The sequence below is a fragment of the Methanomassiliicoccales archaeon genome, assembly GCA_038850735.1.
Classification (GTDB): domain Archaea; phylum Thermoplasmatota; class Thermoplasmata; order Methanomassiliicoccales; family JACIVX01; genus JACIVX01.
On record JAWCLO010000002.1, the window covers coordinates 37,871 to 61,957 of the forward strand.

Consider the following 24,087-nt stretch of genomic DNA (forward strand, 5'->3'; position numbering starts at 1 on the left):
TGACTCGCGAAAAAGCAATTGCATGAAAAGAGCGGTGATTTGTATAGACCTTCACTTGAATCTCTGATGATGTAGATCTACCATTGCGTCGGATTGAAGAATATGCAGATCGCTCTTAATTCGAATGGAAAGCATAATTTCGAGACAAATGCCTGGGCCAATTCTGCTCGCATCTCAAAAGCTACTCTTTTCAAAAAGGGATCAGTGACGTAGTAGAGTTTAAAAATCATTAGGTACTCAGAATACTTGATGGAAAACATCATGGTTCTTCGCAATACAGCATTCCCAGGCGTTTTCACCGATTCGGAGAATCTATACACCAGGAACCTCACTCCATCCATGAAGGTTTACGGCGAGCGGTTGATATGTTATGGAGGCCATGAGTATAGAGAGTGGGCGATACGGAGGAGTAAATTAGCTGCTTATCTAAAACTAGGAGGGTCTTTTTTTCCGTTTAATGATCAATCGAAAGTTTTGTATTTAGGTGCGGCAAGTGGCACCACAGCATCACATATTTCAGACATCGTGACTAATGGCAAGGTGTACTGCGTTGAAATATCCCCTCGATCATTCCGTGATCTGCTACTACTTTGTAATAAGCGAAAGAACATGATCCCCATACTTGCCGATGCGAATAAACCAGAATTCTACCAGATGATAGTCGGTGATGTTGATGTTGTGTATCAAGATGTCGCGCAGAAGGACCAAGTATCCATCTTCCTCAAAAACATGCGGTTATTTAAGGCCCAATCTGGTTTGATCTCCGTTAAATCGAGATCTGAAGATGTGACACGAAAACCTAATGAAATTTATGAGGAGGTGGCAAGTAGAATTCGATCTGACGGAATGATATTAATTGAGATGCTTCCGCTAGATCCTTTCGAGAAGGATCACGCAATGATCGCGGTGAGAAGAAAATGAGACTGGTTATTGCAGTCGCCGTTCAGGATTCACGATTTCTGCTTGTTTATAATCCAAAAAGAAAGGGATGGGAATTCCCCGGTGGCGTTGTTGAAGAAGATGAGACCGACAGAGAAGCATGCGTTCGAGAATTTAGGGAAGAGGTTGGTTTTGATTTTATCCCTACACACGAGATCAAAACTATGCAATTCACACTTTACATAGGAAAAATGGGAAAAAATATTGGTAAGGGGGAAATGAAATGGTCTTTCTTCGAGGAACTGCCTGAAAATATGGCATTTCCACGTGCCGAATACATCACAATTCTAAAAGAAATTCGTAATTTGAAAAAGGAAAATCCATTAATGAAATTTTGAGAATCACTTAAACAAAGATATGAATAGAACTTTCTGGTCATATTTGTGTTTACACTACAAGATCAAGTATACGAATAGCATTACTTCAGGAATCGACATCGTAAATCCAGGTGGATGTGCATCGACTATAAAATGATTGGCCGGATGAGCAAGCGGATATAATTCATACGGTGAAACTTAAATACTACAACATGAATTGGCGAATGCTTCGCTCTTAGAGTGGCTCGTTAATTTGGAGGATTAAAATGGCTCGAATCCACGCCAGAAGAAGAGGAAAATCTGGTTCAAAAAGACCGCTGATCAAGAAGAATCCAGAGTGGGTTCCCATAGGTAAAGATGAGGTCGAAAAACTCATTGTAAAGCTTGCGAGAGATGGACTGACAACAGCAAGGATTGGTATAGTACTACGTGATAATTACGCCGTACCGAGTGTAAAGCTAGCGACCGGGAAAAGCATTTCTCAGATACTAAGAGAAAACGGTCTGACCCCCGAAATTCCCGAAGATCTTGCTGCCCTCATGAAAAAGGCCATCAATGTAGATTTGCACTTGGCCCAAAACCGCAAGGACTTTGGCGCAAAACGAGGACTCCAGCTGGTCGAATCAAAAATCAGGAGGCTAATTAAGTACTATAAGAGAATAGGCGCCCTCCCTGGAAATTGGACATATTCACTCAAGACCGCGGAGCTTCAGATTGAGTGAGATGAATGAATGACGAAGGGACTCTGCCCTCTGAGTTCCTGCAACGCGTAAATGATGCAATATCCGTTGTAGAAAAGTGCGACAACGTGAGAATCATTTCTCATTATGACGCTGATGGCATAGCGTCTGCTGGTGTCGTTTGCGGAGCGCTTCTAAAAAGGAAAAAGGATTTCCATGTAAGCATGGTTAGGAATCTCAACGCGCAGGCGATCGTTCAGATTTTAGCCAAACCGAATTTTGACTGCCTCATCATATCAGACATGGGCAGCTCGTTTATAGAAATATTTGAGAAGGCAAAAACACCAGTAATCATTTTGGATCATCACTCTCCGCCCATGGATTCTAAAGGAATCTTCCACCTTAACCCCCATATTTTCGGAATTGACGGCATGACTGGGGCCTCAGCGAGTTCTTTATGCCAGATTTTTGCAGTGTGCATCGACGACTCAAACTGGGAGTTCCTACCAGTCGCATTTGCCGGCATAGTTGGAGATCGACAGCATGTTCGGGGTATGAAAGGCATAAATGAATACCTCCTCAAAGTAGGGTGTGATAAGAAAATAGTGGAAATTCGCCAAGGCTCCGTGATTCAGGATGGAAAAATAAGAGATGCAATCTATTACTCTGTTGATCCATATTTTAAGGGCCTCAGCGGCAATGAAGACGCAGTGAGACAGTTTCTTGCTTTCGCCGGTATCAATCCAGAAACTTTGGTTCAGGAATTGAATGAAAATGATAGACGAAAGCTCGTTTCGCTATTAGCTCTCAGGTTATTGGGTCAAGGATGTACCCTTGATACGCTCGAAGAAGTAACGCAGGAGCGAATCTATTTTGCAGAGTGGAAACTCTATGCGTCAGAACTTGCATCGATTCTTAACGCTTGCGGGCGCACCGGAAACGAGAGTGTCGGGCTTGGCGTCACTCTCAGGGACGAGAAATCTATTGTCAAGGCTACGGAGCTGAGGAAGATTTATAAGGAGAGCATTCTCAGCTCGCTCAGAGCTCTCGAAAGTGATGGTGTACGAAAACTCAATAATATTCAATATTTCTTTACTGATGATTCAAACACAGCTGGTACGATATGCGGTTTGGTAATGCAATACCTCGCCGATCGCGACAAACCAACGATAGCGATTTCTAAAGGCAATCATGAATCTAGAATTTCTTCAAGAGCCACTTTTGTCCTTTTGAGCAAAGGAGTAGATCTCTCAGAGGCACTTAAGGAAAGCGCCATGGCAGTTGGAGGAACTGGCGGTGGACATGCTATTGCCAGTGGGGCTACAATCCCGCGAGGAACCGAAGAAAAATTTCTTGAGATTCTTGATGCTACAATAGCGAAACAGAAGAATGCAAGCGCCTAACTGCGCCAGCAGACATCTACTTCATCCGTTCTGAATCTCTGCCTTACAGCGGTATCGAAAATATCCATGCGAATACCGGATTTGTACATGATGAGTCCAGTCCACGCAATCATAGCACCGTTGTCGACACACAATTTATTCTCAGGTACAAACATAGATGCACCTCGATCGCGGGCCATCTTCGCCACCATTTCCTGGAGCCTCTTATTCTGGACAACTCCTCCTCCAAGCAATACCTCATTCTTCTCTACGTGAGCCATCGCTCGCTCCGTGACTTCAGTCAACATGGCAAAACATGTTTCCTGCACAGAGTAGCATATGTCTTCAATCCGTGCACCTTTCTTATAAAGATTGAGTGCTGCTGTCAAAATGCCAGAGAAAGCCATATCCATACCTTTTACAGAGTATGGAAGCTCGAGCAGTTTCATGCCATCCTTCGCGAGCGATTCGATTTTAGGTCCCGCATAATAACCCAATCCAAGCTCCCTGCCGAGTTTGTCCAACATGTTACCTATACCAATATCAAGTGTTTCACCGAATACCCGGTACCGTCCATTGGCGAAAGCAATTACTTGCGTGTTTCCACCAGAAGCGTACAGCAATACTGGATCTCTTGCACCTGTCTTGGCAACGCCGATTTCGAGATGCGCAATGCAATGGTTAACGCCAATAATTGGAACGCCTAACGATAAAGAGAGGGATCTGGCTGCAGTCGCCACGGTTCTGAGACAAGGTCCTAATCCAGGGCCTTGTGAGAAGCACACAAGATCGATATCGCGCACAGAAACTTCCGCTATATCAAGACTTTTCTTGATGATCGAAGCCGCATATTCCGCATGATGATTAGCTGCTTCCCGCGGGTGAATGCCGCCCTTTTCAGGCTTGTACATTTTGATTTCATTTGCCAATATATTACCGAACTCGTCGACTATCCCGACTCCGAGCGTATGCGCCGTTCCTTCAATGCCGAGTGCTAACATAATATATCAAACGTCTCCGAGCTCAAAGCATTTAATCTTCCTTTGATGAGAGTGCAAGACTATTTAGTTTATTCAGAATCGGAATGGCACCTTCAATGATTTCATCATCTACAACTAGAATAGGAACATTTCTGTTGAGGATTTCGAAATACGCAGCCTCTGCGAGACCTTCAGGCGAGGCCGTATCTACAATATTTACACTGAGATTCCTAGGTATTCGTTCTTTGACAAATTCGCATTTTTGGCAACCCGGCTTCGTAAACAATAGAATCTCTGGCATCTAGATCAGGTGAGTGAAATCTGCTCATTACATTAATATCTTGCGATGCTGAGGCATAATGGTAGCTTTTTTCTGGAATTCTTTACAACACCACGTACCATGAAGTCGTGTTTTTCCATTCGAGAACGCGTTAAGTGATGAATATGAACCATCGGGTTGACACAAAGAAATCTTGAATCGCTGCTTAGACCTAAGCTAGCATGGTTGTTCTGGGAGGTTAAAACCCTGTCGATGTGCATATCCACGAGGTAAGGATTAGTCCTTCTTTCAAGGGCGAAAGGAATATAGCATCGAATTAATATTTTCCAAAGCCAAAGGGCTCATGGTCTAGTGGTTATGACGTCGCCTTGACATCCTCTTTTTGGAGGTCAGAACGGCGAAGTTCCCCGGTTCGAATCCGGGTGAGCCCACTTACAGCAATTCAGAAAGATCCTTGAATTCCTCATTTCCTTGTGATTGGATAAATGCTATTGTTGTATCTACACAACTTGATCTGGACTAGCATATTTGCATCCCTTATAGAAGGAAACGCCTATATCTTTTACGAGAAAGTGGAATGAGAGGCTGGTTCATAAAAGCTCGCCAATGAAATTAATCAAAATGATGGACCGGGCGAGATTTGAACTCGCGACCTCTACCATGCCAAGATAGCGATCTTCCAGCTGATCTACCGGCCCATGCAACTGCTCCAATAGGATTTTCGATATTAAACTTTATCATCGCGTACCACGAATTCATTAGCCAGTTATTGTGTAAATAATGCTTGTTTAATGATGACATTGTAATAAATGAAGATTTCATTCATCCTGAGGTACTCGATCAAGATAAGCGGAAACATTTTTTGCAGCTGATAATCAATTCACTTCGATATCCAACTTCTTCTGAAATCTCATCTTCTCGCCAGGAATGTTCGTTGGGTATTCGGCTGTGAGGCAGCCAAGACATAATTCTGTTTCAGGAATCTCCAGGGCCTCCACAAGACCCTTTATGCTTATATAGCCAACACTGTCCGCTGTTATTATTTTAGAAATCTCCTCATACGATCGGTTGACAGCTATAAACTGATCGCGGGTCTTCATATCAATACCATAATAGCAAGGTGCACGAATCGGAGGGCAACCAACACGTACGTGGACTTCTTTAGCACCTGCCCTTCTGACCATCTGTACAATTTTCCGCATCGTTGTGCCGCGCACAATGCTGTCATCGACGATGACCACTCTCTTCCCTTCCATCGTCGATCTAATTGGATTCAATTTGAGAACGACACCTTCATCTCTTTGATTTTGTTCTGGCATTATAAAAGTCCTCTCAATATACCTATTCTTCATGAATCCTTCTTCGTATCTTATTCCAGAATGCTCCGCAAACCCGAGGGCGTGCCCTCTGCCAGAATCTGGAACCGCGACAATGACGTCCGCATCAACTGGCTGTTCCTCTGCTAGTTTTCTTCCAATGCGCTTCCTTACACCGTAGACCTCTTTCCCGTCGATCACAGAATCAGGACGCGCAAAATACACCCATTCAAACATACAGTGGGCACTATGTGCGGCACTTGGGAATTTAGTAGAAGTAAAGCGCTCAGGCAATATTTCGATGATCTCTCCTGGCTCGACATCTCTTATAAATTCCCCGCGAAGAATATCGAAAACAGCGCTTTCAGAAGCTATTGCAAATCCATTGTGGACCTTTCCTATACAAAGGGGTCTAAAACCATATGGATCCCTCACGCCAAAGATACGCCCACTAATGATTAGCACCAGAGAATATGCGCCATCGATGATTCTCATCGTGTTTTTTATCGCCCTTATAGGATCACCATACTGAGCTAATTCGTTAGCAAGGATTCTGATTATGATTTCAGAATCTGTGTTGGTCAAGAAGGCCCAACCCTCTGACTGGAGTTTCTTCCTTACCTTATCTGCATTTACAATATCACCATTGTGGCCTATCGCCAGCTCACCTGCAGAAGTCGAAACAACGAGAGGTTGACAATTCTCAATGCTCGAAGTACCCGTAGTTGAATATCGCACATGTCCGATGCCCACATTCCCTTTCAACGAGTCGAACTCTCTACCAACTAGCACTTCATGTACTAGCCCCATTCCTCTAACATATTTAATACCGTCATCATAAACTGCAATGCCAGAGCTTTCTTGACCGCGATGCTGAATTACCCGAAGCGCCCTCTTTAGCATTGGAGCCACATTTCCATTTAAAGCGGCTGCCACGACCCCGCAGCTGTGCTCGGGTTTGTCCATAAGGCTTTCACCTCAGACCTAATGGATTTTGGCCCAGCTGTAGGATCTCAATTTTGCACTCCTACCGTAACCACAAGAGGCGCAGTATCCTTCTCTAACATTATACGCTTTCTTCCCGCACCTGCGACAAGGGATGTGGGTCTTTCGGTTTGCATGCTTGCCTTTTGAAGGTGTACCTTTAACCATTTATTCTTCTCTCCCTTTTATGATCATCTAAATGCCACTATGGCGAAATGTATATGACATTATCGCCTCTCACAATGGCGATGTCCAATTTTCTCACGACCTCTTTATTGACAAGCTCTTCTACATTTCGCAGTACGAGGTTCATATGAGGATCATATCCGTCTAGTATTCCGCGGTATTCTCTGTTTGCCTTAAGTTCTACGATGACAGGCTTGTTGATAGCCTGATTAAGAACTGTGAGAGGTTTCTGCATACTCTGTCACCAGTGTGCCCGATTACGCCCAGACTATTTTAATCTTTGCGTTTATTTCGATCGATCTCATACATACGCACCAATTGTCGGTGCATCCAGTAAATCCATGTCGAAGAAAATAATGGCTTCTTTCATCAAATTTTCGTCAAGTTTACCTCCCTTGATCCTGATGAGCAATGAGCTACGAAATAGAAGATCCAAGAGTGCTGTGCCTATAATTCCAAAGTACACATTGGAAAGAAAGTCCTCATACTTGTATTGGTCGACTAAGTAGCAAGCATATCCAAAAGTGCTGTCTCTTTTATTTAAGATCGAGAGATACCATGCGAGAATTCTCTTTGCACTGGCATCAGGAAGTATTAATTCAACGTCTCTTGGATCAATTGATTCCGTTTGCTCTAAAGATCCATCATCATTTAGTCGATACCAGATGATCTTTTTATTTTTCAAGTAGAATACATTCCAATTACCCTCCTCATCACAATATATGGGCGCATCCACGATTCTAGAGACCCCAATCGAACCGAGAGTTGCCTCCATAGCTGCATCTACAATATCATCATATTTGATATCCTGATCACTTTTATTAACTTCTACAATGCTTAATTCCGACTTCTCAATAGTCATGTCCAGCATTCTCGCCAGGAATTTAACATCCAACAATCTGTCAAATGATTCGTCAATTTCCTTCTGCAATTCAACAGGTTTCCTCCATATCCCCGCATCTACGCAATTTGAAACGAAATCACAATATACGACCCTGGAATCATCCAAAACCTCAATTAATGTGGCTAGATTACTATTGGCCATTTCTAGAGCCATTGCCTCTAAATCTTCTCCATAATTGGTCCACACACCTCTACAAGAAAGATCGACAATTATCTGGATTCTGTTAAGAACATGAAAGTGCGTCGGAAACTGTCGACAAAAATAAGGTCTCATGTCATAGATGCTACACTTTCTATTGTTGAGAAATGAGCAAGGCCCTTGCCCTTTTTGAAGCCGAATAGCATAATGATCATGGGGGATTGTTTTCCTGCAAACCAAGTTTGAATATTTTTTGAGGAACATATCAACCTCATTCCCAGCAAGTTCAGGTTGACAGAGGCAGCAAAGTTGGCATCTATCAAGACATTTAAATTTGACTCCTCGGAGGAGCGAAGTGTCAACGCTTTGACTTATGCTTGGGTTCCGCGACATTCACACCCATCCTTTCGCCAATAATTGAGTTTTCTTCTATGATCGGCATTCCGCGCAAGATTACAGCATATGGAAAAATTGCTTCTCGTCCCTCATATACAGTCCACCCGCATTTGCTGTGAAGCATCTCGGCTTTGATTTTATCAATTTTCTTGAAATCTACCACCATCAGATCGGCATCAAAGCCTATATCAATTCTTCCCTTACGAATTCCAAAGATCTCTGAGGGGGCTTCACAAGCACTGCGCATTAGAACCTTAATATCAACTAGGTCCCGTTTCACGAGAGCGAGCATCAGAGGAATTGATGTCTCAACACTCGGCATGCCACAAGGGGCTTCGCTAAAGTCCTCATTTTTTTCCTCAATCGTATGCGGAGCGTGATCTGATGCTAGAACATCGAAGCGCCCGTTTACAAACGCAGAAAAAAGTCGAGTTCTTTCTGCTTTTGTTCTCAGGGGAGGATTGACTTTCGCGAAAGCACCATGACCACATTGATTATCCAGCAGTAAGTGATGTGGGGTCACCTCTGTGGAATATTTCGTCCCTTCAAGCGCTTCCAGGTCCTTTGAGCTTGAGATATGACAAATATGAACGCCCTTCCCCGAATATAATGAAACAATCTTTTTTATGGCTTTCACCTCAGCATCTATTGGCCTGCTGCACTCGTGATCGACAAGATCGGATGCTTGACCATGAGCAATTAGATTCTCGTCCTCTGCATGAATGCATAGAGGCTTGTTTGTCTTTATTACAGCCCTCAAGATATCCCCAATCTCTTGCTCATCTTTCACCAATAATGGTCCAGAAACCGAGCTCATGTACAATTTGAAACCAACAACTAGATCTGAGATCTGCTGGGGGTCTGCATCGGAGCTACAACCCCCAAAGATTCCAAAATCGACCCATGCCTTTTTAGAAATGATGTTAAGTTTCTCCTTTGCCGCATCAATGGAGATCACGGGGGGGATCGTATTTGGCATATCGAAAACACATGTAACTCCGCCGAAGGCTGCTGAAATACTACCACTCTGGAAGTCTTCCTTGTGCGTTAACCCTGGATCTCTGAAATGAACATGAACATCTACGGCTCCTGGCAATATCACTTTTCCGCTGTAAGTGATACGCTTATCTCCTTTGAGAATTTTCTTTATGGATACAATTCGTCCTTCATCTATTCCGAGGCAACATTCGATAAAATTCCCTTTGTATAGTACCTTCCCCTCAATGACTGTTTCCATAGAATCACTTTAAAGTCTTCCTCACGATCGCTCCATAGGGTTCTTTTTCTGCAAATATCTCAGCTTGAAATTTCAGAAATCGCGAACGTTTGTCAAGCCAGCAATCAGGAGTTAATCCTGCCTTCATGCACGTGTGTTCGAGGAATTCTTCTGCATTCCAGCCATATTCAACCGGCACTTGTGGCAATAAAAGACCGCGAAATGGGCCAATTTCGACTATCAATCCGTCTTCGCCAACAGTAATCAATTCTGGCAGTTTTCTGGGATCGTCGGTTTCAATCGGCTGAGGTGGAGTAAGTACGCTCACCTCGACAACGATGTGCATAAGCTCTTCCTCTCGCAGCGGAGGAAATCTGGGATCATGGCATGCCGATTCGGCGGCCAGAACCAATGCTTTTGCAAGCGGATATATTGGTTCAGGATAGCCAATGCACCCCCGCAAATCGTGCTCAGGATAGGTCGATAGCGTCACAAACACCCCTCGCTTATCATTAAAGCTCTCTGGCATTTCAATATTCTTGGGTTTCTGAAATCTTGCCACAGAATCAACAACTTTTCTGGCAATCTGTACTGCAATTTCCCCTTCTTTATTATCCATTCAAGTCACATCTCCTTCAATCTCATTTTCTTGAACGAATTTATCACTTGCGAATCTAACTCAAAAGAGAATCGGAAATTGGGGTAATAAAATCAGATTCTTGTATTGAAGTCTTCGAAGCTGCGTATGTTCAAAAAGAATTTCTACCTTCACAGACTATCATATAACCATGAGCAGCAGGGGAGACGACATACTCGTTGAAGAGATCATGACGAAATCGCCAGTGATCGGCAATCCAGAAATGACGGTGCAAGAAGCAGCTAAAGTTATGAGAAATGAAAAGGTTGGAAGTCTGGTTATAGTCCAGGATGGCGAAGCTATTGGGATAGTGACAGAGCGAGACATTGTCAACAAAGTTGTGGCCGAAAACAAGGTGCCTTCAAAGATCAAAGTAAAGGAGATCATGTCTTCGCCGTTGATAAGCATTGGTCCCAAGGAAAGCGTTGCTTCTGCTGCAAAGAAAATGTCGACATTGAAAGTGAGACGGTTGCCTGTGGTCAAGAATGGAAAATTGATAGGTATAGTAACCGAGAATGACATTCTGAAGTTATCTCCATCTCTGATCGAAATCACCAGAGAGTGGGCACGCATAAGGAGCGGAACGAAATCCGATTCGACACCAAGAACCACAGAAGGCTACTGCGATAACTGCGGGTCATATTCGAGCGAACTGCGATTCCACGAAGGACAACTTCTATGCTCGACTTGTTACGATCAAACACTATGATTCCAATGAACGACGATCAATCTCAGTTTTGTTCCAATTAATCAGATGATTAAGTCCAAGTTGTGCTAGTTTCTCCTTCGTTGGAATTCCTTTCAGATCCCAACCACGAGCAATAAAGTATTCTGAGAGCATCTCCTCTGCCTCTTTTTCCGTCAGCACCGCTCCCTTGGATGCACCTGAAGAAATTGGTTCGCATGTAATTCTCTTTGGCAGGCGATAGCTTTCCCTTCCGATCCCAGCCCGTAGATTGAAGATTTGCTTGACATTGTTAATCCGTTCACCGATGAGCAGAAGCTCTTCTTCAGTGTATGATTTTCCGATTGCCACACTTATGAGATCAATGAAGCCCTCAATTTTGAAAAACCCCCTCGAGAATTTACAAATTCCAAGGCAATCATAGATCATCATAAAATCTTCCATGGCTTTGACCATTATACCCTTATCCTTTGTGGACAAACGATCTACACCTTCAAAACGCCAAAATTTTCCAGTAAGATCGAGAGCGTAAAATCCTGATCTAAGGTGACATGCACCCCTTGATGATGTCATGAAACCAAGACCCATTCCCTTTAACCCTCTTACATCGTACGCGGGGGGTTCCATACCTTTGACATGCAATGCGTAGTCTTCACTATCACCTCCAATTGTCTTGGCTATTCGAGCGACACCTTCCCCGAAGAGCGCCCCCAATCCCTCACGTTTGCCGATCAACTCGACCATCTTCGGAACTGCCTCGGAATTTCCAAATCTGCAATCAATTCCTATATCTTTCACACTAAGAAGACCTCTTTCAACGAGCTCCATCACAAACCCTATAACAACCCCGGTTGAAATTGTATCAATACCGAACAGATCACAGAGCTCATTTGCTTTTGCAAGTGCCTCGATATCGGGGTTGCCACATTGCCCACCGAGGGCATAAAGAGTCTCATATTCAATACCATCTAATAGCGTTCCAGCGTAGCGTCCCTCACGTATGACAAATAGCTTTCCACATGCCTTCGTGCATGCAAAACATGCCTTGTTCTTGAGACTATATTTAGGGGCCCAATAATATGGATCGATCTCCTTTCTTTCGTCAAAAACAGACTCCTTCCAATTCTTTGTTGGGAATACACCGCGCTCTGAATTCACCCATTCCAGAAACTCTCCACTGCCATACTTTGTATCCTCGATAAATGCGTTGCTCTTTTCCATGATTTCTTGCCATTTTAACGCTAGAGAAATCAGGCGCTCGGCATCATAAACTGGAAGATCGCCGTTTCCTCTGACCCCGATTGCTTTCAAATTCTTGGATCCGAGTACGGCACCTATCCCTGCCCTCCCTGCTTGCCTACCCTCACAGTCAATACACGCATACCTAACAAGAGTCTCGCCAGCTGGGCCAATCGTTGCCACCACGTAATCCCCATGATCGTGCTTTATAGCCATCTCGGCTTCCCTCGTTGAAAGTCCCCAATATTTCGATCCACTCTCAAAAATGACGCTGCCGTTATCAATGAGTAGTATGACTGGTTCCTTAGCTTTCCCCGTAATTCTGATTACATACGCACCCGTCATTTTCATTTGAATGCCGATGCCACCGCCCATGATCGATTCTGCAATCGTCCCAGTAAGTGGAGATTTTGAAACAAATGCGGTTTTACTAGCAGTAGGAATGGGCAATCCAGTCAATAGACCTGGTGCAATCACTACGGGATTTCGAGGGCTGAAGGGGTCGATCTTTGGATCTGCCGCATCTGTGAATAATTTCACGGCGAGCCCCTCACCACCGAGGTAATTTGCTTTCAGATCATCAGCAATTTCCGTTCTCGTGAAACTCAAATCAGAAAGATCAATGTCTAGCAAATGCCAGCAGTGCTCTTTCAAAATGAGACCTCCATCATTGCAAGGATCTTTCGAAAATTCTCTTTCTTTATCTCCTCATACTTAATGGCGCCGAAGGGGCAAAACTTCACGCAAAGCGGATCGCCGCCGCACAGGTCACATTTCCTCGCCACACCACTAACCCTTATAACTCCATATGCACACGCCCTTTCGCACAATCCACAGCCAGTGCACCTTACTTCATCGACAACGAGTGCTTTTCCATCAAAGAAAATCGCATCTTCAGGGCAGACTTCCGCGCAGCACTTGTTCTCCTCATTTTGACACTGAGCACACACAAAAGGGATGTCTGTTGCGATGTCTTTCCGCACAACTCTCAACCTAGCTTTTTCCAGGCTCACTACTCTTTCATGCGAAAGCGAGCAAATGATCTCACAAAACCTGCAACCTGTGCAGTTCTCGGGATAAGGAACAAGACACATCGGCATTCAAATCCCGAGGAGGAATTGCCTCATAAAATAAAATAGTTAATTGATTATCTCGTGCTTACTCCAACTGGTACGACTTTTTTCTTCGAATTTCAATTACAAAGCAAAGTAATTGAATAGGAACATTTTAATGGTGAAGAGTATCGCAAATCACTCGAGGTCAATTTTCTTAACAGTTCGTTCTCCCTTTTGAACAGTTTCTATAGTTTGCAGGTTTGCATCAATTATGCTTTTCAGCATGAGAAGAAATTCCTTCTTGGCTGCAAGATAATGCCTTCTCGCTTCTTTTGGAATTCTAGACTCTGGAATCATAGCATCCAATGCAAGCAACATCTCAGCACCAGCCTTCACTAAATGGCTACGAGCTTCCTCTGAAATAATTGATTCTCGAAATCCCTCTCGCCCCCCACTACCAGTTTCTTCCTTTCTCTCATCTTCAGGCATTTTCTTCACTCCTCCTAAACCTGATGAGCAGTCGACCGTTTCTGAACTCTGCCCTTTCAGCCTCCTTCTTGATAAGCGAATAAGGTAGAGTTATCGAGCGGCGATATGCACCAACCTGCACAATTAATGAGTCTTCAGATTTATATAATTCTACTTGTTCTTTTGTCGAAAAGGGCAATTTTAGCGAAAGCGTTTCGACGCCATTGTCCTCAAAGATCTCCATCGGCTTTTCTTTTGAATATATTATGGTAGGATCAGAGTCATCAAAGAGCATTTTACCAAGCGCATTAAGCGATTCCATGCCAACGAGTTCAGTTCGCATTTGAGTAGCTTTAAGTATTTTCAGCGGACTGAAAGCTTCCTCGATCAATTCCATGTAGCAGCGCTGTTCCTCCAGTTTCTCTTTGAAGTAATCATCGCTACAATCTGGCAGTATCTTATTTACAACTAGACACTCAACTGTCAAATCGTAAAGACAGAGATAGGTGAAGGCCCGCTTCGTTTCATTAATAACCATTTTCTCTGGGTTAACAACTAACCTTACTGTGGTGATGTCGGGATTTGTCAAAATTCCTCGTATAGAGTACATTCTAGCCCTGAGTTCATCGATGTCTTTTAGTACCGCCTCAGACGGCAGTGGAGTTTTCATCACTTTGCCGACGGTGGCCCTTGCAAGCTTCAAAAGATTTCTAAAGACCTTGTACAACTTATCAAAGTACCAATTGGATATCTCGGGAAAACTCAATAGTCTCAGGGTATCTGCTGTCGGCGCGGTATCAATAACAACAACATCATAAGCGTCCGTCCTTTGGAAATCCCACAGATAGAAAAGAGCTGACATCAAATCCATTCCGGGCCATATTGCCATTTCCTGGGCTGCAACGCCTTCGACGCCTACAGCCTCCAAAAAATCAGAGAGATATTTCTGAATCTCCTTCCAACGGTGCTCAAGCTCATAAAGAACATCCACTTCAATTGCATCAAGATTGCTTTCGATTTTACTGATCTTACCAGAAAGCTGCATATTAAATGAATCAGAAAGGGAATGAGCGGAATCCGTGCTCATCACGATCGTCTTATATCCATGCCTCGCGGACTTCAGCGCTGTTGCGGCAGCAACAGACGTTTTACCGACGCCGCCTTTGCCTGTATATATTATTACCCTCACGCAACCCAACTCCGATGCCACTTCATTATTGAGAAATGTAGTATTTTCGGTACGTAATCGAAAATGATCATAAATAATAATTGATTTTGAAATGATTCAATACAGAATATATTCGAGTGCCATACCTGGAACCCAATTTAACCAAATCAAATATGTCATTTTACTTTTCCTTGTAAGAAAACTGAAACATAATATGCCTTATGAAACATCAATAAAAAATACAAATGGAATGCAATAATCTGAATGAATGAGCTAGTGGAAATTAGGGCATGCCTGTTCTTAATGAGAGTGGTAACATGTGATATTCCTGCCAAAACTGAGATCATGCAGTCATTGGCGTTTTGATGATGAAGTTCTTCGAGCTACTATGAATTAGATCTTGTGCCATGCATTCACTTAGCAGAAGAAAATCGGAATATGACAGCCAATTAATGCTAGCAATTGCTCCAATATCCCCCCCCTCCCTCACCTTCAACGGGCCATGCGAGTTCTGCGGTTCATCTGCGTCGCTCCAAAAAATTATTTTTTCGTCTTCTAATCAATTTTGTTTCCCGTCAAATGGTCGGTAAATAATAGCTCCGATTATAATATTGTCGCTGGCTTCAATCAATTCGATTTTAGTTTTCGGCGACGACCAAAATAATCTAAAGGTTTTAGACACGACTATGAATATACGAAACAAGTAGATTATGATTTAGAATAAAGCCCAAATGGGCCTTTATTTTTCCTCTCAATTAGATCCAGTAGCATGTTGTCGAACATCCTCAGATTGTGAACATCTCTGATGAGGCCTAGAACATTCGTTATAACATTTGATTTAATAGAATCTTGATGATCCAGCAGTGATCAGTAATGATCATTCGCTACATGTGACACTCGTTTCTCCTTCACTGATCAATTCATGGAAGTAGCAGGAAGAGTGGTTTCAACCGTTCTGTTCAACGTAATTTCAGCAATATTCTGGCAATACTCCATTATTCTTCTAGAGGCGTCAAGCATGAGCCCCAAAACAAGTGTCACTTTAGGGTCCATGCGCTTACCAAATAGCGCAAGAGCAATCTTCCTTTCCGAAGCAGCACATTCGTCTAGTTGTGAGAATATCTTGTCTGCCTCGCGATAGTCTCCTATGAACATCGCTTTTAATGTAAGATCAAACATCTTGTGCATCGAAAAACAAAAACTTGTGATTTGAGAATATATCTCTTTGTCTATATCTATCTCTGAATAAGAGCTCCCCTTCTTGTCAAACTTCATGACTGATGCGACATTCTTCGCTACATTCAATGCATTATTGGAAATATTCCTGATATCATTAATGACTATACGATATCCAAGAAACTCTTTTTTGCTCTTGAATCCCAGATCCTTGTAAGAATTTCGCTCTAAATGGTATTTTAATTGGCGAATAACGTACAGATCCAGTCTTTTTATGTCACTGTTGAAATTAGTAATATTTTGTATGAAATTAACATTCTCGTTCTTCAGGGAAAGAATCGCCTCTTTATTGGCCTCTAGGGCGAGAATCGCCATTCTTTTAATTGCTGCTTCAACAGAGAGGTTTGGATGGTTGACGAGAATTTGGATTATAATTTCACTTTCGCACTCGTCAATAATTTCTGCACCGAGAAGCTCCACTTTTGTCAATTCATTCACGGATTTGCGATGTTTCTTGAAACATTCTTCATTTTCGAATTTTAGACGTATCATATCTGCACCAACAGCATATAATGAAGTTATTTTCCGACATAAGGAAGAAGTATCATCTTCGTACCTGACGCGAACGCAGTATTCCTTTGTATTAGCTTTGTTTAAAGATACGCTGTCATCAAATTTTCTAGGAACAAGAAGGGCAGAGCCATCATCGAGAACATTGAATGTTATTTCGCTTCCCTTTGCAAGCTTCGATTCCAATACCCAGTCCTTTGGCAGGGATACTATATATGAGCCCCTTCCAACACATTGAATTCTTCTTGAACCAAGATCCTTCTTATTCATATATCGCAACTCCGTTAATACATAATTTATTTATTTCTCTATGGTTAGGAGGTTATCAATTACGCGAATATAAATACTTTTGATCAAAGATATATAAAATATGCTAGATTATGTGAAACCTACGGTGCGACAAATGAAAATAGGAAATATCAAAAATGTAACTATTTGCACGATCAGCAAGGGTCATACAAATTCAATGTCCTGTCTCGATGATGAGGTACCAATAATTACGAATATAAAAAGAAAAAATTTTAACGATTATTGTGGTAAGAATCAAAATTTGAAGATTCATTCAGGAAAGAGTAAGCTCTTAGATAAGATGAAAACGGAACACAAGACTTACAATCTATTTCCATTGTTCAAACTAGATGAAATTGGAAGCACAAATGAATTTACTCCAAATGAAAATAGAATAGCCACAATAAATAATCGATATGCCCATTTACTAATCTTCAACAGGAAAAACGGCGAATGGTTCATACATGCTCATTCTATCCATAAGGATCCGAAGATAAGATTGGATATAAACAAAGAACTTATTTTTCACAATAAGGGAAAATCAAAGTAGGCTTGACTATGAGGTGGTATAGATGAGTGGCAAATTGGATTGTAAAAGACAGTTTCCTGATAAAATAATCAGCTCCTGTGCATTATTTGGAGTTATCAATCTTGACGAGGAAAGATTTGGCTCAGCAGATCCCGTAAGAGCGATCTCATTGATGCGTGAGCGTGGAAATGGATTAGGGGCCGGATTTGCAATATATGGCATATATCCAGAATTCAAAAATGATTATGCAATGCATTTGATGTATACAAATTCATATGCAAAAAAGATAACTGAAAAGTATTTGTCGAAAAATTTCCGAATATTAATGAGCGAGGAAATTCCAATAGAGAATAATCACGCAATTGGCAAAGCTCCTATTTTTTGGAGATACTTTCTTGAACCAAGCATATTTGCAGATAAATTAGGAAAAATGGGGGAGGATGATTTAGTTGTTGAAGCAGTCATGCGAATAAACGCTCGCATAGATGGTGCATTTGTGATGTCAAGCGGAAAGAATATGGGAGTATTCAAAGGAATCGGATTTCCTGAAGATATTGCTAGCTTCTTCTGTCTTCATGAATATCGTGGCTACATGTGGATCTGCCATGCTAGATTTCCAACAAACACGCCAGGGTGGTGGGGAGGAGCTCACCCATTCAGTCTTTTGGATTGGTCTGTAGCTCATAACGGCGAACTCTCATCATACGGAACAAATCGACGCTATCTAGAGGCACATGGATACAAATGCACTATGCACACTGACACTGAAGTAATCACATACGCGTTTGATCTCCTGAGCAGAAGAAGTAAACTGCCAATGAGTCTTGTAGCAAGAGTCATGGCACCACCGTATTGGACAGAAATCGATCTAATGGAAACAAGAAAGAGAACGCTGCTGACCACACTCAGAATTATGTATGCTAGCTTGATGCTAAATGGTCCCTTTTCAATTGTGGTAGGACACCACGGTGAGATGATCGGTCTAACAGATCGGAAGAAGCTGAGACCATTGGTTGCAGGTAAAAAGGATAATGTCTTTTATGTTTCCACAGAGGAATCTGCGATTCGCCTCATATCTCCTGTACTAGATTCAATCCAGCGACCATCTGGCGGAGAATTGATTGCCGTGAGATCTAATCGATTGTTTGTTCCAGAGACTTCCTCAATAGAAGGGGCGGTGTTGGTTTAAGTGAAGAGCCATCTAATCTCGGAGTACTCTATCGAAAGGGATTATTCTAAGTGCACAGATTGTGGAATCTGTATAGGACAATGTTCTTACAATGTGCATTATCGTGATGTAAAGGAAAACAAGATCTTGAGTCGTGACGAACATTGTGTTAATTGCCTGCGGTGTGTTGTGTTTTGTCCCGTGAAAGCGATTTCCGTCAGAAATAATCCAAATGCATACAAAAGCAATTTCCATTGGACTCATGATACAATTATCGACATCAAAAAAAGAGCCGAATCTGGCTGCGTAATTTTGAGTGGTATGGGAACTGATAAACCCTATTTAACTTATTGGGATAACATCCTGTTGAATGCATGCCAAGTTACGAATCCCCCAATAGATCCGATAAGAGAGCCGATAGAGATAAGAACCTACTTAGGCAGAAAGCCGCAATCAATGGAGTATGAATATGATGGCGGGGAGACATGCTTGGCATCAGGATTTTATCCACAGCTTTGCCTCGAAACGCCAATTCTGTTCGCTGCTATGTCTTACGGTGCTGTGAATTTGAATGTTCAAGAGACATTGGCAAGAGCTGCTATGGAATGCGGTACATTATTTAATTGCGGTGAAGGTGGACTCCATCCAAAACTTCACAGATATGGAAAACACGCCGTTGTACAAGTTGCATCCGGGCGCTTTGGTCTTGATTTGAACTACCTTAATATAGGATCCGCCATCGAAATAAAAATTGGCCAAGGGGCTAAACCTGGAATTGGCGGACACCTACCTGGTGAAAAAGTTACAGAAGATGTCGCAACTGTGAGGATGATACCAGCTGGAACAGACGCTATATCACCCGCTCCCCACCACGACATATATTCAATTGAAGACTTAAATCAGCTAATCTGCGCTTTAAGGGAGGCAACCGATTATACTAAACCGATAGCCGTAAAAATAGCCGCAGTACATAATTCAGCTGCTATTGCTTGCGGTATTGCGCGTGCTGGAGCCGATATTATTGTCTTGGATGGTGTGCGCGGTTCAACGGGAGCTGCACCCAAAGTGATAAGAGACAACGTGGGCATCCCCGTTGAACTGGCACTCGCCGCGTCAGATGAGAGACTCAGGGAAGAGGGAATAAGAGATGAAGTCTCGATCATAGCCGCGGGTGGCATCAGAAGCAGCGGAGATATACTGAAAGCAATCGCCCTTGGTGCAGATGCTGTCTATATAGGTACGGCAGCACTTGTTGCAATGGGGTGCACCCTCTGCCAAAAATGTAATACCGGGAAATGTCCGTGGGGTATCGCTACTACAAGACCTGAACTGGTAGTAAGATTGAATCCAGAAGAGGCAAGTCAAAGGCTCGTCAATCTCATCAATGCATGGAATGCAGAAATAAAAGAATTGTTGGGTGCAATGGGGATGGATTCAATTGAGAGTCTTCGTGGTAATCGTGAGCAATTAAGAGGTGTTGGTTTACAGGACCATGAACTTAAGATCCTCGGCATAAGAGCCGCAGGAAATTGATAGGTGATTTTGGTGTTCGGAAAGCACAACACAGAAATCGCTTCTGCAGGTAGTGTGCTGAAAATTGATGAAAATTCAGCTAGCATAGACGCAAATGGAATGCATTACAGACAGTTGAATGCTCTTCTTAAAGAACTTGAACGTGGCGGAATTGAAGAAATAAAAATCTACAACGTGTACGGCCAGAGATACATCGGAACAGGACTAAAAGAATCCACTGAGATTAAGATATACGGCATACCAGGGAACGATCTAGGGGCCTTTATGAACGGACCGCGAATACATGTTTACGGCAATGCACAAGACGGAAGTGGAAACACGATGGATAATGGACTGATCATTATACACGGAGATGCTGGGGATGTAACTGGTTATTCCATGAGGGGAGGAAAAATATTCATAGAGGGCAATGCTGGGTTTCGTACTGGCGTTCATTTGAAACAATATGGTAATAAGAATCCCACGATACTCATAGGTGGATGCGCTGGTGACTTTCTCGGAGAGTATATGGCCGGAGGAAGAATCATACTTCTGAATATAGGTAAGAGCAATTTCAATGATGTGAAACACATGGGCATAGGCATGCACGGTGGTGAAATCTTCATCAGAGGTGTCATTAGGCAATCTGGGAATATGGCGGGATGCGTTACTGAAGCTAGTGAATTTGACCTTCGATTGATCGAAGAGCTAGTTAGCGATTATCTGAAATACTTTGACAAAAGAATATCAGTAGATAAAATAATGAGCGATAGATTTACAAAAATAATTCCTTCTTCTTCAAGACCATTTAGAAGATTATATCATTAATTTTGGGCAAATAAATAAAATCGATGATATCCAATAGTACGTAAAAAGCTATCAGCTTGATTATCTTTCGCCACGAAATTCTATTCAATCAGTTCATGCTAATAGTTCATGCAAAAATCGATGAATCACACTGTCTCGATATCGTACTACCAGTCGGAGGAAAACAACTTTGGGAATAAGGGTTAGGATTAACACAAGAATACACTTATCCTAATGCCTCGAACTTTGCATTCATTGTGCAAAAACCTTCAATTTTCAAGAGTTTCATCATGAATCGTCAATATTGTAATCATAATGCGATAAAAGCACTGATCAAACATTTGTGCCACATTCAATCTACGAGATTATGTCCTTTCACGAAAATTTTGTTATCTAAAGCTGCAAGGACTCTCGGATTTTGGCAAAAATACGACTGATAATTTACTCCTACAGATAGAATCCACAAGTTGAGAAAAGCGGTGCCGGGGACGGGGTTCGAACCCGTGACCTTCGGATATCCCTGGTGGTCATCACGAAGTAAAGACCCTATGAGTCCGACGCTCCACCAGGCTGAGCCACCCCGGCTTTGAGTTCTTTTTCATTCGGTGCCGAAGCATTATCTGCAGATTGGGGGGTAACATCCGCTGTAGTTTGCTCTGATCCACCAGTTACAGATACATGTGTTTCCGCGGCAGCTTCAGATAGAGCAGTCTCTGGAATCGGCGTTCCCATTTCAAGAACCTCAGTCCTACGAATCTCCATCCTCTTTATCGGCACTATGATTTTACAAGCTTTGGAGAGCTCTTTCGCCAAATCTCCCGATATTATGGAGCGAACCAGGTCTGAAATCGTCATTTCTCCTACCAGCTTATTGATGGTATCAGTCATTATCGCCCTAATTGCCGTTTCTTGAGACGATTGGATTCTCTTTTCCGTAACGCTCATTGGCTTAATACGCACCAAATAACCGTCTTTCGTTCTCGCATCAACAACATGATCCGTCTTGGTTCTTCGGCGTCTAGTTAATCGGCGCACATAATCACTCGTTAAGTCCTGGCCAACAAATACAGTTTTTGCATCAAAACCATTGATTTCACTTATTCTAAATTTAAGCTTGACATGCATCTTCGAAAAGTCGCCAGTAAGGTCGTGGACAGTTACCTCTGTGGTTCTGCCCATTAGCAAACTGGGATCCGCCGCAGGAGTTTCACCTATTTGCATCTCATTGAACATTTTTGGAGCGTAAATCTTGTACCACTCCTTTGCTTTCCATCGATCCTTAACTTTTCTGGTCGCCGTTTTCGTTTTTTTCGAGACCATTAACATCCTCCGCCTTGGGCAAGTTCCGAAATGAGTCTTTATATTAATAAGTTTGCCAACAGTTTATCCTCTGGTAATTAAGAGAGACAATAAAACTTCTCTACATTAATATCTTTCAAGTTAGCGAGGTGTGGCGAATTTAATAAGAAACTACTTTTGTATGCATCCTGCATAAATAATATAATGAGGTCAAACCGAAATTTTGACAAATTTCAAATGATAAATATTTAACAAATTCAAATAAAGATTGTTATCGCTTAAGATATGTTCATTTCTTATGATCTTTCACTTTGAGTTTCGATATACGGGAGGTCAACGTATAGTATAAGGGCTGAGAAATATGCCATATTTAAATTAATGAAATTTGAATGCTTTCATCATATATTTCCGAAATTAGCTAAGAAAAATTCTAAAACCGAATAATTGCAATTATATTTTTGCGAATAACCGAATTATATGAGGCAATTTTTTTTAGAACGATCAGCTATTTCTCAGCGATCAACTATGAAGATTTCTATACCATACGGCAGGTGCGGTAAACAGGAATTTGAGATACCTGACAACAATTTCATGGGGATAATTTGTCCAAATGAAGTTGACGTCCACGACGAAAGAAAAACGATTAAAGGCGCAATCGACTCTCCTATCAATCTTCCTTGCCTCGAGAAATTCCTATCTGGTGCCAAGAACGTCGTTTTTATCGTGAACGATGCGACAAGACCGACCCCTACGTCTAAGGTACTTGACGTACTGGATGAGATTATGGATCTTGAGGCGGCGAAGTACCTCATCGCAACAGGGAGCCATCGATCACCAACGCCAGAAGAGTACAATTTCATCTTTGGACGGCATTTCGAAAGACTCGCGCAAAAGATACACTCCCATGATTCAAAGAAGGACGAAATGGTCTACATCGGAAGGTCGAAGAATGGAACAGAAATGTGGTTGAATCGCATTGTTATCGACGCAGACCGTTTAATCGTAATTACCAGCGTGGAACCGCATTATTTTGCTGGTTACACGGGCGGGCGAAAGTCTTTTTTTCCGGGTCTTGCCGCTTATGAAACGATTGAACAGAACCATAAGCTCGCCATGCGCCCAGAAGCTAAGATTCTTGCCCTCGAAGGCAACCCCGTCCACGAAGATATGATGGATGCTTTATCCGCATTAGATCTAAAAAAATTTTTTTCAATTCAGCTTGTCCTTGATAGACACCAAAGAGTCTACCGTGCTGCAGCGGGCGACCTCAACATTGCATTTAGACAAGCAGTCGAATGGGCGAACGAGGTATTTGTAGTGCCTATCAAGACCAAGGCTGATGTTATCGTCAGCGTGGCCCCATATCCAATGGATGTCGATTTATATCAATCCCAAAAAGCCCTTGACAATGCCAAATGGGCGCTCAACAAAGGTGGGATAATAATCCTTGTCTCCCAGTGTCGATCCGGTGTGGGACATGATACTTTTTACAAACAGCTCACTCTTTCCGACGACCCCCATAAGATCCTGGAGAATCTATCGAAGGACTACAAGCTCGGCTATCATAAGGCTGCGAAAATCGCTGAGATGCTTCTAGAATCCCAGTTATTTGCGGTGACGGATCTCGATCCTGATCTGCTGAGAAAAGCTAATATAACGCCTTTCAATAGCGTTCAATCTGCCATCGATGCAGCCCTCAACGTGAATAAAGATGCAAAGTTCCTTGTCCTGATGGATGGCAGTGTGACTGTCCCAAAGGTGAGTTAAT

General features: G+C 42.5%; 23 protein-coding genes, 3 tRNA genes and 1 pseudogene. 11 read left to right on the top strand and 16 right to left on the bottom strand.

Going from position 1 to position 24,087, the window contains the following annotated elements; genetic code table 11:
* Positions 1–249: 249 nt before the first annotated feature.
* The 4 genes from QW087_01575 to QW087_01590 all read left to right on the top strand — a co-directional run bounded on the left by QW087_01575 (position 250) and on the right by QW087_01590 (position 3,339).
* Positions 250–921 (top strand): fibrillarin-like rRNA/tRNA 2'-O-methyltransferase, encoded by a 672-nt coding sequence (locus QW087_01575; protein ID MEM2943418.1) that lies wholly within the window; start codon positions 250–252, stop codon positions 919–921.
* The gene (locus tag QW087_01580) at positions 918–1,277 is read left to right on the top strand and encodes an NUDIX hydrolase (GenBank protein MEM2943419.1); all 360 of its coding nucleotides are present in this window, start codon (positions 918–920) and stop codon (positions 1,275–1,277) included. Before QW087_01575 ends, QW087_01580 begins: the two co-directional genes overlap by 4 nt.
* A gap of 245 nt (positions 1,278–1,522) precedes the next feature.
* Complete coding sequence (locus QW087_01585) at positions 1,523–1,978, top strand: 30S ribosomal protein S15 (protein MEM2943420.1); 456 nt, start codon at positions 1,523–1,525, stop codon at positions 1,976–1,978.
* Positions 1,979–1,983: 5 nt separating this feature from the next.
* Positions 1,984–3,339 carry a DHH family phosphoesterase gene (locus QW087_01590; GenBank protein MEM2943421.1) on the top strand — a complete coding sequence of 452 codons (1,356 nt, stop codon included), beginning with the start codon at positions 1,984–1,986 and terminating at the stop codon, positions 3,337–3,339.
* Here the strand turns inward: QW087_01590 and QW087_01595 are convergent.
* Both QW087_01595 and QW087_01600 read right to left on the bottom strand, forming a co-directional pair.
* Positions 3,336–4,319 carry a bifunctional N(6)-L-threonylcarbamoyladenine synthase/serine/threonine protein kinase gene (locus QW087_01595; GenBank protein ID MEM2943422.1) on the bottom strand — a complete coding sequence of 328 codons (984 nt, stop codon included), beginning with the start codon at positions 4,317–4,319 and terminating at the stop codon, positions 3,336–3,338. The two genes, QW087_01590 and QW087_01595, sit on opposite strands and share 4 nt — an antisense overlap.
* Positions 4,320–4,350: 31 nt before the next feature.
* Positions 4,351–4,599, bottom strand: coding sequence for a hypothetical protein (locus QW087_01600; GenBank protein ID MEM2943423.1), 249 nt, complete (start codon positions 4,597–4,599; stop codon positions 4,351–4,353).
* Between the two features lie 316 nt (positions 4,600–4,915).
* Here QW087_01600 and QW087_01605 point away from each other — a divergent pair.
* Positions 4,916–5,009, top strand: a tRNA-Val gene (locus QW087_01605).
* A gap of 194 nt (positions 5,010–5,203) precedes the next feature.
* Here the strand turns inward: QW087_01605 and QW087_01610 are convergent.
* From QW087_01610 to QW087_01640, 7 genes are all read right to left on the bottom strand, one after another.
* Positions 5,204–5,276 (bottom strand) — tRNA-Ala (locus tag QW087_01610).
* A 177-nt stretch (positions 5,277–5,453) separates the two neighbouring features.
* A complete protein-coding gene (purF, locus tag QW087_01615) occupies positions 5,454–6,860 on the bottom strand; it encodes an amidophosphoribosyltransferase (GenBank protein ID MEM2943424.1) in 1,407 nt (468 codons plus the stop codon).
* A gap of 18 nt (positions 6,861–6,878) precedes the next feature.
* Positions 6,879–7,046 carry a 50S ribosomal protein L37e gene (locus tag QW087_01620; GenBank protein ID MEM2943425.1) on the bottom strand — a complete coding sequence of 56 codons (168 nt, stop codon included), beginning with the start codon at positions 7,044–7,046 and terminating at the stop codon, positions 6,879–6,881.
* A 37-nt stretch (positions 7,047–7,083) separates the two neighbouring features.
* Entirely contained in the window at positions 7,084–7,299 is a 216-nt protein-coding gene (locus QW087_01625) for an LSM domain-containing protein (GenBank protein MEM2943426.1), read from the bottom strand.
* Between the two features lie 66 nt (positions 7,300–7,365).
* A complete protein-coding gene (locus tag QW087_01630; GenBank protein ID MEM2943427.1) occupies positions 7,366–8,499 on the bottom strand; it encodes a YkgJ family cysteine cluster protein in 1,134 nt (377 codons plus the stop codon).
* On the bottom strand, positions 8,465–9,739 hold the full coding sequence (pyrC, locus tag QW087_01635) for a dihydroorotase (protein ID MEM2943428.1): 1,275 nt from the start codon (positions 9,737–9,739) through the stop codon (positions 8,465–8,467). Before pyrC ends, QW087_01630 begins: the two co-directional genes overlap by 35 nt.
* Positions 9,740–9,743: 4 nt before the next feature.
* Complete coding sequence (locus QW087_01640) at positions 9,744–10,337, bottom strand: TIGR00296 family protein (GenBank protein ID MEM2943429.1); 594 nt, start codon at positions 10,335–10,337, stop codon at positions 9,744–9,746.
* 169 nt (positions 10,338–10,506) lie between these two features.
* On the opposite strand from QW087_01640, the gene QW087_01645 reads away from it, so the two are divergent.
* Positions 10,507–11,064, top strand: coding sequence for a CBS domain-containing protein (locus QW087_01645; protein MEM2943430.1), 558 nt, complete (start codon positions 10,507–10,509; stop codon positions 11,062–11,064).
* Here the strand turns inward: QW087_01645 and QW087_01650 are convergent.
* The 5 genes from QW087_01650 to QW087_01670 form a co-directional block, all read right to left on the bottom strand.
* On the bottom strand, positions 11,059–12,933 hold the full coding sequence (locus QW087_01650) for an aldehyde ferredoxin oxidoreductase family protein (protein ID MEM2943431.1): 1,875 nt from the start codon (positions 12,931–12,933) through the stop codon (positions 11,059–11,061). The two genes, QW087_01645 and QW087_01650, sit on opposite strands and share 6 nt — an antisense overlap.
* Positions 12,930–13,379, bottom strand: coding sequence for a 4Fe-4S dicluster domain-containing protein (locus QW087_01655; protein MEM2943432.1), 450 nt, complete (start codon positions 13,377–13,379; stop codon positions 12,930–12,932). The genes QW087_01650 and QW087_01655 overlap by 4 nt, the downstream gene beginning before the upstream one ends.
* 150 nt (positions 13,380–13,529) lie before the next feature.
* On the bottom strand, positions 13,530–13,823 hold the full coding sequence (locus tag QW087_01660) for a hypothetical protein (GenBank protein ID MEM2943433.1): 294 nt from the start codon (positions 13,821–13,823) through the stop codon (positions 13,530–13,532).
* Positions 13,816–14,991, bottom strand: a complete 1,176-nt coding sequence (locus QW087_01665) for a TRC40/GET3/ArsA family transport-energizing ATPase (GenBank protein MEM2943434.1) — start codon at positions 14,989–14,991, stop codon at positions 13,816–13,818. Before QW087_01665 ends, QW087_01660 begins: the two co-directional genes overlap by 8 nt.
* Before the next feature lie 894 nt (positions 14,992–15,885).
* Entirely contained in the window at positions 15,886–16,986 is a 1,101-nt protein-coding gene (locus tag QW087_01670) for a phosphate uptake regulator PhoU (GenBank protein ID MEM2943435.1), read from the bottom strand.
* 133 nt (positions 16,987–17,119) lie between these two features.
* On the opposite strand from QW087_01670, the gene QW087_01675 reads away from it, so the two are divergent.
* From QW087_01675 to QW087_01690, 4 genes are read left to right on the top strand one after another with little or no spacing between them, the layout of a single operon-like run.
* Entirely contained in the window at positions 17,120–17,554 is a 435-nt protein-coding gene (locus tag QW087_01675; GenBank protein MEM2943436.1) for a hypothetical protein, read from the top strand.
* 22 nt (positions 17,555–17,576) lie between these two features.
* Entirely contained in the window at positions 17,577–18,722 is a 1,146-nt protein-coding gene (locus QW087_01680; GenBank protein ID MEM2943437.1) for a glutamine amidotransferase family protein, read from the top strand.
* Positions 18,723–20,234 carry a glutamate synthase-related protein gene (locus tag QW087_01685; protein ID MEM2943438.1) on the top strand — a complete coding sequence of 504 codons (1,512 nt, stop codon included), beginning with the start codon at positions 18,723–18,725 and terminating at the stop codon, positions 20,232–20,234.
* A 12-nt stretch (positions 20,235–20,246) separates the two neighbouring features.
* Positions 20,247–21,041: a hypothetical protein gene (locus tag QW087_01690; protein ID MEM2943439.1), complete on the top strand. Its 795-nt coding sequence runs from the start codon at positions 20,247–20,249 to the stop codon at positions 21,039–21,041.
* A gap of 459 nt (positions 21,042–21,500) precedes the next feature.
* Here QW087_01690 and QW087_01695 read toward each other — a convergent pair.
* A tRNA-Met gene (locus QW087_01695) sits at positions 21,501–21,605 on the bottom strand.
* Between the two features lie 114 nt (positions 21,606–21,719).
* A pseudogene (locus QW087_01700) lies at positions 21,720–22,346 on the bottom strand (30S ribosomal protein S3ae).
* A 498-nt stretch (positions 22,347–22,844) separates the two neighbouring features.
* Between QW087_01700 and larA the strand changes: the two are divergent.
* The gene (gene larA / locus QW087_01705; GenBank protein ID MEM2943440.1) at positions 22,845–24,086 is read left to right on the top strand and encodes a nickel-dependent lactate racemase; all 1,242 of its coding nucleotides are present in this window, start codon (positions 22,845–22,847) and stop codon (positions 24,084–24,086) included.
* Position 24,087: the final 1 nt, after the last annotated feature.

Excerpts from the sequence above, each read along its gene's own strand:
- QW087_01575 (MEM2943418.1), top strand. The coding sequence starts at position 250 with ATGGAAAACATCATGGTTCTTCGCAATACAGCATTCCCAGGCGTTTTC.
- QW087_01595 (MEM2943422.1), bottom strand. The coding sequence starts at position 4,319 with ATGTTAGCACTCGGCATTGAAGGAACGGCGCATACGCTCGGAGTCGGG.
- QW087_01660 (MEM2943433.1), bottom strand. The coding sequence starts at position 13,823 with ATGCCTGAAGATGAGAGAAAGGAAGAAACTGGTAGTGGGGGGCGAGAG.
- purF (MEM2943424.1), bottom strand. The coding sequence starts at position 6,860 with ATGGACAAACCCGAGCACAGCTGCGGGGTCGTGGCAGCCGCTTTAAAT.
- QW087_01580 (MEM2943419.1), top strand. The coding sequence starts at position 918 with ATGAGACTGGTTATTGCAGTCGCCGTTCAGGATTCACGATTTCTGCTT.
- QW087_01590 (MEM2943421.1), top strand. The coding sequence starts at position 1,984 with ATGAATGACGAAGGGACTCTGCCCTCTGAGTTCCTGCAACGCGTAAAT.
- QW087_01675 (MEM2943436.1), top strand. The coding sequence starts at position 17,120 with ATGAAAATAGGAAATATCAAAAATGTAACTATTTGCACGATCAGCAAG.
- pyrC (MEM2943428.1), bottom strand. The coding sequence starts at position 9,739 with ATGGAAACAGTCATTGAGGGGAAGGTACTATACAAAGGGAATTTTATC.
- QW087_01625 (MEM2943426.1), bottom strand. The coding sequence starts at position 7,299 with ATGCAGAAACCTCTCACAGTTCTTAATCAGGCTATCAACAAGCCTGTC.
- QW087_01645 (MEM2943430.1), top strand. The coding sequence starts at position 10,507 with ATGAGCAGCAGGGGAGACGACATACTCGTTGAAGAGATCATGACGAAA.
- QW087_01655 (MEM2943432.1), bottom strand. The coding sequence starts at position 13,379 with ATGCCGATGTGTCTTGTTCCTTATCCCGAGAACTGCACAGGTTGCAGG.
- QW087_01640 (MEM2943429.1), bottom strand. The coding sequence starts at position 10,337 with ATGGATAATAAAGAAGGGGAAATTGCAGTACAGATTGCCAGAAAAGTT.
- QW087_01670 (MEM2943435.1), bottom strand. The coding sequence starts at position 16,986 with ATGAATAAGAAGGATCTTGGTTCAAGAAGAATTCAATGTGTTGGAAGG.
- larA (MEM2943440.1), top strand. The coding sequence starts at position 22,845 with ATGAAGATTTCTATACCATACGGCAGGTGCGGTAAACAGGAATTTGAG.
- QW087_01680 (MEM2943437.1), top strand. The coding sequence starts at position 17,577 with ATGAGTGGCAAATTGGATTGTAAAAGACAGTTTCCTGATAAAATAATC.
- QW087_01630 (MEM2943427.1), bottom strand. The coding sequence starts at position 8,499 with ATGTCGCGGAACCCAAGCATAAGTCAAAGCGTTGACACTTCGCTCCTC.
- QW087_01620 (MEM2943425.1), bottom strand. The coding sequence starts at position 7,046 with ATGGTTAAAGGTACACCTTCAAAAGGCAAGCATGCAAACCGAAAGACC.
- QW087_01585 (MEM2943420.1), top strand. The coding sequence starts at position 1,523 with ATGGCTCGAATCCACGCCAGAAGAAGAGGAAAATCTGGTTCAAAAAGA.
- QW087_01600 (MEM2943423.1), bottom strand. The coding sequence starts at position 4,599 with ATGCCAGAGATTCTATTGTTTACGAAGCCGGGTTGCCAAAAATGCGAA.